General features: G+C 42.1%; 9 protein-coding genes. 3 read left to right on the top strand and 6 right to left on the bottom strand.

What is annotated here, in order from left to right; all coding sequences use genetic code 11:
- Positions 1-337 precede the first annotated feature (337 nt).
- Entirely contained in the window at positions 338-1,018 is a 681-nt protein-coding gene (lipB, locus tag QUA78_RS26035; RefSeq protein ID WP_333303175.1) for a lipoyl(octanoyl) transferase LipB, read from the bottom strand.
- A gap of 151 nt (positions 1,019-1,169) precedes the next feature.
- Between lipB and hpf the strand changes: the two genes are divergently transcribed.
- On the top strand, positions 1,170-1,823 hold the full coding sequence (gene hpf / locus QUA78_RS26030) for a ribosome hibernation-promoting factor, HPF/YfiA family (RefSeq protein WP_333303174.1): 654 nt from the start codon (positions 1,170-1,172) through the stop codon (positions 1,821-1,823).
- Positions 1,824-1,998: 175 nt separating this feature from the next.
- Entirely contained in the window at positions 1,999-2,637 is a 639-nt protein-coding gene (locus QUA78_RS26025; protein ID WP_333303173.1) for a Uma2 family endonuclease, read from the top strand.
- A gap of 123 nt (positions 2,638-2,760) precedes the next feature.
- Here QUA78_RS26025 and QUA78_RS26020 read toward each other — a convergent pair whose 3' ends face one another.
- The 3 genes from QUA78_RS26020 to QUA78_RS26010 all read right to left on the bottom strand — a co-directional run bounded on the left by QUA78_RS26020 (position 2,761) and on the right by QUA78_RS26010 (position 5,441).
- Positions 2,761-3,219: a peroxiredoxin gene (locus tag QUA78_RS26020; RefSeq protein ID WP_333303172.1), complete on the bottom strand. Its 459-nt coding sequence runs from the start codon at positions 3,217-3,219 to the stop codon at positions 2,761-2,763.
- A 288-nt stretch (positions 3,220-3,507) separates the two neighbouring features.
- Positions 3,508-4,404: a metal ABC transporter permease gene (locus QUA78_RS26015; RefSeq protein ID WP_333303171.1), complete on the bottom strand. Its 897-nt coding sequence runs from the start codon at positions 4,402-4,404 to the stop codon at positions 3,508-3,510.
- Between the two features lie 269 nt (positions 4,405-4,673).
- Entirely contained in the window at positions 4,674-5,441 is a 768-nt protein-coding gene (locus tag QUA78_RS26010) for a metal ABC transporter ATP-binding protein (RefSeq protein ID WP_445302374.1), read from the bottom strand.
- Positions 5,442-5,585: 144 nt separating this feature from the next.
- On the opposite strand from QUA78_RS26010, the gene QUA78_RS26005 reads away from it, so the two are divergent.
- A complete protein-coding gene (locus QUA78_RS26005) occupies positions 5,586-6,692 on the top strand; it encodes a metal ABC transporter solute-binding protein, Zn/Mn family (protein ID WP_333303169.1) in 1,107 nt (368 codons plus the stop codon).
- Between the two features lie 213 nt (positions 6,693-6,905).
- On the opposite strand, the gene QUA78_RS26000 is transcribed toward QUA78_RS26005, so the two are convergent.
- Both QUA78_RS26000 and QUA78_RS25995 read right to left on the bottom strand, forming a co-directional pair.
- Positions 6,906-10,568 (bottom strand): helicase-related protein, encoded by a 3,663-nt coding sequence (locus QUA78_RS26000; protein ID WP_333303168.1) that lies wholly within the window; start codon positions 10,566-10,568, stop codon positions 6,906-6,908.
- A complete protein-coding gene (locus QUA78_RS25995) occupies positions 10,565-13,603 on the bottom strand; it encodes a hypothetical protein (protein WP_333303167.1) in 3,039 nt (1,012 codons plus the stop codon). Before QUA78_RS25995 ends, QUA78_RS26000 begins: the two co-directional genes overlap by 4 nt.
- Positions 13,604-13,614 lie beyond the last annotated feature (11 nt).

Here is a 13,614-nt window from a genome sequence, read left to right as displayed (position 1 = left end):
AGTTGTTGAGTAACAGCTTGCCTTCTAGTAAAAGGCAGCTACTTTTAGCTGCGGCCATTGTTTAGTCTAAACTCCAGTCTCTAAGGTTAGAGAAGCCCGCGATCGCGCATTATACCAGCAATTCTCTCAATTCTTGAGTCAGTAAGTACAGACCGTTAAAATTATCTCTATAATACCCCCAAGTCTCGCAAACACCGCCGCGTTAATTCGATTCGATATTTAGCATCCTTAGTCTGGAGTTTTTAAGTGATTGGGTGGAGAATTAAGCCTGATGTTTTTGATAATTTAAGAGCGCTCGCACTTGGATCGTTAGTAGTAAGATTGACAGGGACGCACCCTACACATTCGATCGCACTATTTCCACTGCAAAAACGCGAGCAAACTCAGCGACAAGGATCGCCCTAACTCGATCGACCTCAATTCCGGGGATAAACTGCTCTAAACTCCCAACAGGTCGATCGGGAATTCCGCAAGGTACAATTTGCCCAAAACCTGCGAGATCCGGGCAAACATTTAAAGCAAAACCGTGCATCGTAATCCAGCGGCTGACTTTAATGCCGATCGCGCCTACTTTGCACCCATCCACCCAAACTCCAGTCATACCGGGAACCCGCGAACCCTTCAACCCGCAAACTTCCAGCACCCCCAGCAGCACTTCCTCCAACTGCCACAAATACCAGTGCAAATCTTGCTGGTGGCGCCGCAAATTTAAAATCGGATAGCCCACCAATTGGCCGGGACAGTGGTAAGTCACCTCGCCGCCCCGCTCAACTCGGTGCAGTTCCGGCCCAGTTTGACTTGGGTCAAATTTCAGAAATTCCAGCTTTGCTGCCATTCCCAAAGTGTAAACCGGCGGATGTTCCAGCAAAATCAGGACATCTGGCAAATCAGGCCTGTCGCGGCGTTCTTGCACGAGTTTTTGCTGGATTTCCCAAGCTTGGGAGTAGGGCACTTGTCCCCAATCGAGAAGCAAGCAGGGTTGTGTATTTAGCGATTGAGGGATTAGAGGAGAAACCATGCAAAAAATCAATAGTATTTTTACGGAATATTGGCCCAGCTTAAATCAAGAATTGTCAACATATAATAAAAGATTTGGAAGATAAGAGTTTTCCAGAATACATAGTGCTATTGTATAAAATATACCCAAGTTACAGAAGGGAGGGAGCTCTATGAAGCTTGTTATCCAGGGTAAGAATATAGAAATCACCGATGCGATTCGCGAGTACGTCAATCAAAAGGTGGAAAAGGCAGTTAGCCATTTTCAAACTTTGACGACAGAAGTGGACATACATCTATCGGTGGCTCGTAACCCCAGGATCAATCCTAAGCAGACTGCTGAGGTAACTATTTATGCTAACGGCAGCGTGATTCGGGCTGAGGAAAGCACGGAAAGCCTGTATGCCAGCATCGATTTGGTTGCCGACAAGATAGCTCGTCAACTGCGGAAATTTAAGGAAAAACGCCACGACAACAAGACCCAAAGTAGTGCCAAAACGGTTACGGTAGTTGATGAACATCCTGTAGTAGCGGATCTGATTGGCGATCGAACTCCCGAACTTCCTGCTGAGGTGGTGCGGACTAAGTATTTTGCCATGCCTCCAATGACTGTGAAAGAAGCTTTGGAACAATTGCAGATTATCGATCACGATTTCTATATGTTCCGTAATGCGGAAACAGGCGAAATTAACGTACTCTACGAACGAAAGACTCACGGTGGCTATGGAGTTATCCAACCCCGTCACAGCAACGGTAACGGTAATAGCAAAAATGGCAAAACTGCCGAAAGCGCTACATCTGAAAAATCGAGTGTTGCGAAAAGCTAGATAATTGCTGAGTGCTAATTGTTAATGGCTGCAAGCCGTTAGCAAAAAAAGACTTTAGTCCTTACTACAAACTTTGGGTTCGTAGTAAGGACTTTAGTTTTTTCTTGTTTTTTTAAGATAATGATTAGTAGTAAGGACTTGGCTGATATTTCCTAGAGAAAATGGAGGAACAATTATGCTATTGGAGTTAAGACAATTAAAGATTCAACCGGGTCAGCAATTACTGGTTGAAGATGTGAACTGGCAACAATTTGAAAGTATTTTGGCGGAATTAGGAGAACGTCGTGCTTCCCGACTTTCCTACAGTAACGGACGGTTAGAAATTATCGTTCCTCTGCCCGAACATGAAAAAGCCAAAGAAATTATTGGCGACATGGTAAAAATTTTGTTGGAAACACGACAAATAGCATTTGAGTCGTTAGGTTCGACAACGTTGAAAAATGAAAGCATGAGTCAGGCTGTCGAACCGGATACCTGTTTTTACATTCAAAATCAAGCAGCCGTTATCGGTAAAAATCGCCTCGATATGAGTATTGATCCGCCCCCAGATTTAGCTATAGAAATTGATCTCACCTCTCGCACGCAGTTGGATAATTATCAAATTCTACGAGTACCGGAACTTTGGCGATACGCACGGCGAGGGCTACAAATCAACGTCTTGCAAGCCGAACAATATATTGAGTCTGATGTGAGTCCCACTTTCCCCAATATCCCGATTGTCGAACTGGTGAATCAGTACACTCAGCAGAGTCAAGTTGCTGGTAGAACCCCCGCTATTCAAGCTTTTAAAATTTGGGTAGGGGAAAATCTCTAGTCTCAGAACTCCCGTTTTCACTACAAACCGTTACTTCGCAGTCACGAATTTAGTTTTTTCTTGGTTGTTTAGACAATGAGGACTTTCGTCCTCACTACCAACAATATATTTAAGCAAATCCATCTAACTTTTGATGGTTTCTAAAGTTTTGAGTGCTTCTGCAACGTGTGCTTTGAAGTCTAACATGGAGTCAAAAATATGCTTGACAACGCCTTCTTTGTCAATGACATAAGTTACTCTACCGGGCATAATCCAGAGTGTAGCTGGAACGCCGTACAATTGCCGAACTTTGTTGCCAGTATCGCTTAGCAGTGTAAAGGGTAGCTGATATTTGGTGGCAAATTGCTGGTGCGATTGTTGCGAATCTTCGCTAATTCCTATGACTTCTGCACCGGCGTCTTTGAAGACTTCGTAGCTATCTCGAAAAGCGCAAGCTTGGGTTGTGCATCCGGGTGTGTCGTCTTTGGGGTAAAAGTAGACTATGACGTTTTTTTTACCTTTAAAATCTTTGAGGCTGACTGATGTGCCAGTTTGAGAGGGTAAGGTAAAATCGGGTGCGGTGTCTCCTACTTTGACTGTCATGTTTTTTAACTGAGTAACTCTGTTTGGGTGAAAATTTAACTTTTGTTATTGTACAGTTTTTTTGAGCAATAGTTCGCAGTTGCGATCGCCCGATTCGGTATCATCCCATTCTTGCTTTCTCCCACTCCTAAAAAAAACCGTTTTTACACAATCTGGATGCAGCCAACGATTCGCAGTTACGGGGATTAATTGAAGAGGCTTTTTTGAACCGCACATCCACGGGGATTAACGCAGATTCTTATTAACAATGGGAGGGGCGGTGCTGAAGCTTTACTACAAAGTTAGTTGTTATCGGCCTTTAGTTAAATTTTTAAATTCCCGCCATATTGGAGGAATTTGGCCGGAGTGTGTGCGGGGCTGGGTGAGGATTCCTTGAGTTGGACTGAACAGCAATGATAGCACAAATAATCCCGAGGCAACTAAAACTATTGCGGGGCCGGATGGTAAGTTATAAAAGTAGCTGAGATACATTCCGCTAATGCTGGAAATAACTCCGATTATTGCGCCTAAAATCATTACTTGGTGCAGGCGAGTGACTAGGAGATATGCGGTACTTGCGGGTGTAATTAATAGGGACAAAACTAGCACTACGCCAACAGCTTTGAGGCTGGCAACTATTGTGAGGGCGATGAGTACCATCAGCCCGAAGTTGAGCAGGTTTACTGGCAAACCTGTTGCTTGCGCTCCTAATGGATCGAATGTGTAAAATAGCAATTCTTTGTAAAAGAATACTACAACTAATAAGACTACGGTAACAATGACGGCTGTGTCGATCGCATCTTCAGCCGTAACGCCGAGGATGTTGCCGAAAAGAAAGTGGTTGAGGTCGATTTTGTTGTCTTTTTGGACGATCGTAATTAGGGTAATGCCGAGGGCGAAGAATGCCGAAAAGACAATGCCCATGGCGGCGTCTTCTTTGATTGTCGATCGAGCTTTGATCCAAGCTATGATGACTGTACTCAAAACTCCGGCAATGAAAGCGCCGATAAAGATGTTTGCTCCGAGGATAAATGCGATCGCCAATCCGGGCAAAACCGAGTGGCTGATGGCGTCTCCGAGCAAGGCCAACCGCTGTACCATTAGGTAGCTGCCGACGATCGCGCAGACGATGCCGACGAGAATGGCAATTATGAGCGATCGCTGCATGAATCCGTACTGCAACGGCTCAATTAAGGTTTGTATCATAAAATTATCAAATCACAGTTAACTAATGACTAACAACCAAAGCAACCCGGTTTGATCTGAGATGTTTCACCATTCTCAATAAGCTTTTTATGAACAGGCAAGATGCCTGTTCCACAAAAAGTGAATTTTCTCGCTTCATAGGCATCTTGCCTGTTCTTGAGAATGTTGCAAGATGTGAGTTTGATCCGAGATTTATCGTTGCCCAATTCAAGATTATCAAATAAACCACGTTCAAGAGTGTAAATCCTAGATTAATGAGGGGTGGCTAATTAAGCTGCTTGTCCGGCAAAAAACATTACTTGTCCGCCGTAGGCGCGGTAAAGGTTTTCTTGTGTTAGCACTTCTTGGCGGGAACCAGCGGCAATTAATTCTGTATTTAGCAAAATTAAATCGTCAAAATTGGTGATTGATTCGCCTAAGTCGTGGTTGACTACTAAGACAATTTTCCCGGCATTTGATAGCTGGTGGAAGATGTCGAAAATGATATTTTGAGTTTTTTGGTCAACGCCGACAAACGGCTCGTCAAAGCAGAAAATAGCGGCTTCTTGTGCTAATGCTCTAGCTAGAAATACTCGCTGTTGCTGTCCGCCGGAAAGTTGTCCGATCGGTCTGTCTTTGTAAGCACTCATGCCTACTCTTTCTAAGGCATCGGCAGCGGTGCGGCGGCTAGCTGCGGAGAAGCGGCGAAACCATCCGGCTTTTCTGACTCTTCCCATCATCACGACATCCCAAACGGTGGCGGGATAGTTCCAGTCAATTTGCGATCGCTGCGGCACGTAGGCTACTGTTTCGAGTCGATCGGCGATCGCTTCTTCGCCCCAGGTAACAGTGCCGCGAGTTGCGGGAATTAAGCCCAACATTGCTTTGATCAGCGTGCTTTTGCCGGCACCGTTGGGGCCAATAATACCCGTCAGCCTTCCCGGTTTGACACAAAGACTGATATCTCTGAGTGCCTCTACCGTGCGGTAGTTTACTGCTAAGTGCTTAACAGTGATAATTTCAGTGTTGGTAGCGCTGTCTTTGAGGTGGCAAACCATTTGAGACCAATGATTCTCGTTGGACAAGGCGGCGGTATTCATGGCGGTGAGTCTATCTCCTTTTTATTAAGTTTACTGTAAAAATGAAAAGAATATGAAATCATCGGTAAATAGGAATAATCTGGAACGCAGGAGAGGTAGATAATGCGACAGTGCAAGCTCGAAACCCCTCAAACCATAGGTTTTGTGGCGAAAATCTCAAGTCGGTTAAAACCGACGGCAATTGTGAAGCAATCCGATAAAGGGGAGTTTCGCGGTGAGTGGGGGATTGAAACCGCCGCCCCTCAATTGGACAAGTCCAAGGTATTTTGGATTAGAACTATTGCTTGCGGCATTTTGACTGTGGGTTTATTTAGTTGCGCTCAAACCCAGGGCGATCGCCTCTCTCCAGAGGCAGATGCTAAACCCAAGGTAGTTGCTACCAGCACAATTATTGAGGATTTGACCGATCGAGTAGCGGGAGGCGAAATTCAGCTAACAGGAATTTTGCAGCCGGGAACCGATCCTCACGTTTACGAACCGGTGCCAAAAGATTCTCAAGCCTTAGAACAAGCTAACTTAATTTTGTATAACGGTTACAATTTGGAACCGGGATTAATTAGGATGATGAATGCCGCCGGAATTAAGGCGCGGAAATTAGCAGTGGGCGAAGTTGTCAAGCCTTTGCTACTGAATAAAGAAGGCAATACCGTACCCGATCCGCACGTTTGGGGAAATGTAGAAAATGTAGTTCAAATGGTGGAAGCGATTCGGGATGCGCTAATCGACCTGTCGCCGGAAGATCGGGAGAAGTTTACGCAGAATGCTGTGAAACTTACTGAAGAGTTAAAACGTTTGGATAGTTGGATCGAACAAGAGATTAAAACTATTCCCGAAAATAAGCGCAAATTAGTAACAACTCACGATGCTTTTCAATATTACAGCCGCATTTACGGATTGGGAATTGCTGACAGTTTGATCGGGATTAGTACGGAGGAACAGCCGAGCGCTCAAACGGTGCAAAAGTTAGTAGAATCGGTAAAAGCGGCAGGAGTTCCTGCTATTTTTGCGGAGACTACAATTAACCCGCAACTGATTAAAACTGTGGCGGAGGAAGCGGGGGTGAAATTGGCGGCGCAGCAACTTTATTCGGATTCGATTGGGGCGGCTGGAAGCGAGGGCGATTCTTATGTGAAAATGATGTCGGCTAATACTCGCGCCATCGTCGAAGCTTTGGGGGGGAAATCCACTCCGTTTGAAGTTAGCAAGTAGCAAGTATGGTGCGTCATATCAAATCCGGTAGCATGGGAATTAATATTACCCACAGACTTGGAGACGGCAGTGCCGTGTCCCTACAATTAATCCGGGTAGGGACACGGCACTGCCGTGTCCTCTATATAATTCCGGTGGCACCGGAAACGATATCAGAAGAGTTTTATTTTATCTGCAGATAGGTTGACAGCTAACTGACATACCCTACAAGTTTCAGTTTACCTGCTTCGACAAAATTAAATTAAGCACGTTCAATTCGTTGGAACTTAAAAGATATTTATCTGTAAAAATCTTTTCTCGACTTTGCTCTAAACTGTAGCTTCTAAACACAATAAATGGGAAATCTCGATACTTGTGTCCGATCGGCATTACACTATCTACAGGGTAGATCGATCGCACATAAGCCGACAAAATATCCCGAAACCGCCTGTCTTCCGGTTCTTCCACCTTATTGTCAGCAAAATACTCCTGCATTTCCTCCCCGCTAACGAAGGCAAATAGCGGTATGGCATAATAGCGATCGAACTGCTGACTCTGCTGTTCGAGATACTGAGTTTTCTCGACTTCGCTGTTGAGAAATTGCAATAATTCGATCGCACCTCCTCTAATTGCCGATCGTACATTCTCCGGGGACGAATCGCTATCCCTAATTCGATACATTTTGTCCAGCAACTTCTTCTCTAGACATTCCTTAATTTCTCGATGAAGCGACATCTGGTATGTTTCTACCAAATTTTGCTTAGCTAGAGGTACGAGCAACAAACTACCGCAAACATGACCGAGTTCTAAATTATCATAGCTCAACAAACCATCAAGAGGATTGCACTTTTTCAAAAATTTACGATTAAAATCCTCCCGCATTTCCAGATAGGAATCGCCCTTTTGACGAGACTTATCAGAATTTTTCAAAAGAAACTCCCCGCGACCCAAAAGCTGTTCCAGACTCGTATAAACCTCCTTAAACAACATATTTCCTCGCTGGCTCTCGCTCTTTAATGTCTTAATTAGAGCCGCCATTTTGCTGCTAAAAGTATCCCCGACTGCGGAAACCGACTTACCGCCAATCGGAATCATCAAAAACTTTTCCCTACCTAAATAACCATATCCCGAAATTCGCGTCATCACCGCCGTCTTGAGAATTAGCAATAAATTCAACAAACTCAATTTGCTTTCTTGCAGGGAAAGTTCCGCATCATCAGCGTAATAAACTGCGGTATCAGATAGGTAAAAAACCAATTCCTTGTCTTCACCATCAAGGGTTTTACCGTTCTCATCTTCCCCGCGTCCCCGATAAATCACCTGTATCACTTCCATGAGATTTTTCTCAATCTGAAAGCGGGGAATATCAACTAAAATATGCTTAGTTTTCGGGAAAGAAAGTCCGCGACTTCCCGATGCAGTCATAAAGATTACTTTAGCTGTATTTTTGAATTCCTGTATTTTTTCTTTCTCCTCTTCCGAGATATTCGCGTGAATTTCCAGATAATCGGTAAACTGCTCAAACTTTTCGCGATAATCTCTAATTTTAGTAATTAATTCAGTTAATCTTTGCTTGTTCTGAATGTATACTATAATTTGTTCTACACCTGGGATGGCTAATCGCTGATTGATATCCTGAATTATTTCAGACTGTACCCGCTTTACTAAATTACTATTCTGTTTTAAAGGCGCATCTTCCTGATATTTAACACTTTCTACAAATACCTTGTAAGTTATCTCTAAACTGCGCGCCGGGTAGGAATTCGCATTAATCACCTTTGCAGGTAGATTCTTAAATTTAAAAGGAATGACTTGTAAAGGTTCACTTACATTAGAATTTTTTGCTAATTTTTTAAAGTAGATTTTATCCGGTTCCGGTGACGTGTTATCAAGGTGTTGTTTGATGACATCGCAGTCCACAATCGAAGCATCTGCGACAATAATTTTAGTATTAAAGCCGTGTTCTCGCTTGTGCAACTCATGTTTTTTGACAATCTTGGCAATTCCGGCTAAAAACTCAACGCCACCATCATCTCCCGTAATTTCATCTATCATAATGAAAATATGTTTGATGCGACTGGATATTTCTTGCATCTTAGCGGGAATGACCCGTTTGTCCCGTTTATTGTAAGTATCTTGAAAAATTTTATCTAAATGCTCTAGGGTATTTTGTCGGTTCTCTTTCATCTTCACCGATTGAATAGAAACGGTGGCTACGATATTATTAGATACCTGGCAATTTATCAGCGCGTATATACCTTCGCAAATGCTCTTAAGCACTCCATTTCCTTTGGGATTAATGGGTTTAATTACTGTTTCTCCCTTTTTTTCAAGTTCTGATTGATGATATTCCGTCCTCTTAATTTCTGAATCATCCTTGAGGAAGCGAACAGCTTTTTTTGTCAAATCTTCGCGATATTTATTCGATGCGTACTTGACGGTACAGTGTCCTGAATTGCTTTTGATGATATCGGCGTTAGTGTTGATACAAAATAATCGATCGTTGCACAGCAAACCCGTATTTTTATCTTGGAATTTTTCGATAATATCCAAGTTTACTTGCTTGCGGGGACTGACGTACAGGAATAAGAAACCGTCGTCGATATGGGTTTTGAGGAAATTGGCGATCGCAGTTGTTTTCCCAATTCCCGGATTCCCAGTCAAAAAGATATAAGTTTCATCAGACTGAAGCGCTTTCACAATCAATTCAGCGTGAGCATTTCGCAGGTCTAATCCGCGAGAAATTTGCAAGTCATCTGCCAGCTTATCTGATATAATATCTATTGAATTAACAAAATCGTCTATCCGTTCTGTATGAGGTACAGGTTCAGTGACATTTGTCCCAATGCCTAACAGAGAATCAACAAACTTTCTGCCTTTTTTAAAACTGCGAGCCGCGTTGAGTTGAATAACATCCAAAACTTCGGTGCGAGCATCGCTAATCTCTTTACCTTTCGGTTCATTCTGGTAAATCTGAGCACAAGTTGCTAATAACTTGATTTTGTCCTTGCGTAGGGAAATAGCGCTAATATTGCGATCGCCATAACCAACCACATTAAACAAAACCTCAGCATCACTTGAAATTATACCAGTTTGTTGCAAAAATTCATAGAAGCTGTGAGCGTAGCTACCCGCCTGAATCAGCTTAGCGCTTTCCTTATCTTTATACTTAAAAGCTGTAAAAAATCGTTTTAAATCCTCCGAGAAATCAACACCTAAAGTGCTGGTATCCATCCGCAGATTAGAAAACACACTTTTCGATCGCAAATAGCTAATTTCTCTCATCAAATATTTCCGTATCACCTCTATTTCATTGATATCCTCCGGTTTGGGAGCTAGCGTCGGAGAAAACACAGACAAATCAACACAGAGAATTCTAAAATCATTTCCATACTGTAAGAGCATCAGCGTATCAGCCTGCAAAAACTCACCCTTTTTCGAGTAGCGGCGGATGTACGAGTTAATCTCATCATCTGATAAACTAAGTTTGGCAGTTCTCAACTGAGACAATAACTCTTTAAACGCTTCTTTCTCACCCTTGTTATAGGTTCTGATACTGTTAGCATCACTAAAACTGCACTGACAATACACAATTTCCAACCGCTGCAAATTCTTCCAGCCAGTAGATTTGACGTACTCCCGGAAAAAATTCAACCCACCCAAAAAGCCTTTTTGGACAAAGAATAAACTCCATCTCTCAACTATTTCAGCATCTAAACTAGCCAGCAGATTGGCTTCCCTGACGATTTCGGCCGTCATCTTTGGCAATTTGAGCCTCTGCAAATCTAGACGGTAGGAATCACCAAAATTGTGACTTAAATTTTCCCGCTGAATATATGCCAGAATCCCGATATTGAATCCCACCTCAAACAGCCGCCCAAAATCTTCACCGATCATAATTGTGTACTGCCCTTAGTGACATTTAATACTTCTCTTACCTTATTCAAAAATGCCAGGGAATTAAACTCAGCATTCCCGCCCGGATGACTAAACACAGATAAAGCACCAACGGATTCATCCCCGATAATCTGCTCGTAGGGGTCAAGTTTAAAACTCATATCTTTTTTGCGAGCTTCATAGCGGTAAAAGTGAAAAATTGTCAAATAATGTAGCAACGTATCTTTAATTGCACCGTCGTAAATTAACCCTTGGTGAAGGTCTTGATCGTCGAGAATTCCGTCGTATATATGCAACAGAGTCGAGTAGGAAATCACACCGTTATAAAAGTTTTTATCCTCCTTTACCTTAAGTCCGTTAAACAAGTTAAAAAACATTACAGCTTGTTGACTGGTATCTGCAAACAAGCTCGAAAGCTCCATAGCATCCTGAATGTAAAAAGGTTTTCCCTTATCACCTAGGAAACTGCGGACATAGTATTTATCAAAAAACATCGGATAAATTTTGATATCTCGTCGCTCTCCCTTCAAAGTTCGGAGCAATTTTTTTGACATAAAAGACAATTCCTCGTCTTCCTCAGTCTTTGTAATATGCAGCGTACTCATGTAAGGTGCTTGCGAAATATATGCGAAATTCCGATATCCTTGCTGATAAAGCTGACTCATTGCATCTTCAAGGATTAACGGCTCAGTATAAAGGCGGCTGACACTGTAATTCTCGGAAAAAGTTTTCAGCACTTTGACTTCAATTGCATCGTCTTCTAGGCGATTAATCCCAATAGCTTCTCCGATTAAACTAGCTGTTCTTTGGAAGCGGTTTTTATTACTTTTTTTAGCATCACTGTCGCGACTGGAAACAACAATGATTGCTAAATTATCCAACTCTGGAGATAACTGCACATTGCTAAATTTAAACTTTTTCGGCAGAATTGAATACATTGAACTCAAACCGTTATGAAGTTTGTAACTATTTGGATCTTCTTTAATACGAAATCCCTGAGAAGTTGAGCGTTGTTTTTCACTCAAAATGTGAGATAATGTTTTGGAAAGGTTAGCCATAAATTTTTCTGAGGGCGAAGGATTTTTGTCGTCACCTTCATGCAGCCTCACCATCGGAATAAATAAGTTTTTTGCAGTATTTTCGAGTAAAACTCTCAGGCAGATATAAGACAGCAGCAACATCGTAAATTTATATACAAAAGCCGCCGTCGGTTGTAAACCTTTATCACCGCTGTCTAGTCGTTTGTCGTCATAAGGAAACAACACTAATTTTGTTGTTAAAAAATGCTGGTTGTATATTTTTCTAGAACGATCGGCTTTAGGTGCTGAAAGCATCGGCAAAATATCGACACCTTTGATATTGTATTCCATGCTGAAATTTTGGCGTTCATCAGTAGGAAAATAGCGGACATCTTCGATAGTAATATTTATCGGTAGCTGACAGATTGCTGTTTCATCAACACTAGGCTGTTCGACGACAATATAATGGAGTGTCTGCTTGTAATTTCGATCCAGAACTTCATTGAAAAATTTACCATTATTCAAAATATTGTCAATGTCTTCTAACAGACCTATTTTGAGGTTTACGTGTCGCGTTTCTGTACGGCTTGGCAAAATTGTCTGGCGTTCAAGAAAGCCTTTCAGCATTCTTTTAAGATGGTTAATTTTATGTTTAACATTAACCTCCTTAAAGCGTGTAACAAAATTTCGGAAAAGTCTTTTTTTGATTACCTCATTATCACGATTTAATACATCTTTCATGAGTTGCTCAAAAGCCGGAATAGGATTAAATTCAAGTTCCAATTCTGGGTTGTAATTTGGCGACCCTGGAGTGTGGTGAGATGCAAACACACAGTGATACAAAAATGCTATTTTTAACACCTTGCGGACGAAGGTTTCGGTATTAGCATCTTCGGTAAGTTCTGCTTTGTGTTCTTCACTATCGGGATTTAGCAGATTCAGATGATATTCAAATACGTCCTTTCCACCGCGCGCTTGAACTGGGTTGTCTAATTTTAGTTTGAGACCAAAGATAAATTTACGTTCGTTCCGATGATTGTCTGTGCTTTCTCCCAAATAACCTTCTACCAGGGGAATAATTGGCAGCGCATCTAAAAATTCCGATCGCGCAAAAATTTCTCTGTAATTAACTCTAACACCAGCATAATTTGCAGCATACTCGCCATCGGCTTTACTGCTGTCGTTGATGTAATCTTCTATCAATCTGAGACGACGAATCAAATCTTTTAAATAGATGATTCCTACAGTATCTGTGCTGCTAGGGCTGATGTGTTCCAGCAGATACTCCAAATAAGTAATCTTGGCTTCTTTGTTAATTTTTCCTAGGGTTTCTTTGTCTACCAGTCGGATCAATTTATGAAAATCCGAGTATTCATTATTAACCATCTCATCAAGACGATGGTTAAGTTCTTGCCTATCGTCGCTATTCTCGGCATTTTCCCTAATATAGTTTTCTAAACCCTCCTTTAGCTGTTGTTGAAAAATATCGGTATTTCGTACCGCAATAGTCAATTTATGCAGTTTTAAAGTCCCAGGACTTCCAGAGACTCGGCGTTCCAAAGTTAGCTTTTCTTTTTCTAAAGAAGTGTGGCGAGTACCAAAATCGTATTTGAGACCTAACTTTTTGCCGTCTCCCTGAAAAGAGGATGAATCTAAAGGAGTGATTAAGCTAGCGACAAACTTTTCAAGAGAAGTATTTTGTGGGAGCAATTTAGATGCTAAGTGCTGCCGCAAACACTCTTTAATCTGCCTAACTCTATCGCCAAAAAGCTCCTCTACTTCGGGCGGAAAATTAACCGTAGCAGCATCTGCTTGACGTTCATAGGAACCCAATGGTGTCCGCACTTGCATTTTTGCAACATCAGCAGCAATGGCATCAATATCGACGATCAGACGGCGGCGGTCATCTGATATATTAAACGGGTTTTTTCCCTGCAAAACTTCTAAAATATTGTCCAGCAAATCGCCATAATCCACTGGAACTAAATCGCTGTCATCCAATCTTAAGATGTTCACCCTGTTAACTC

This window comes from Microcoleus sp. K4-B3 (assembly GCF_036704615.1).
Lineage (GTDB): Bacteria > Cyanobacteriota > Cyanobacteriia > Cyanobacteriales > Microcoleaceae > Microcoleus.
The sequence above is the reverse complement of the archived record's forward strand: the minus strand, read 5'-3'. Positions and strand labels throughout refer to the sequence as shown.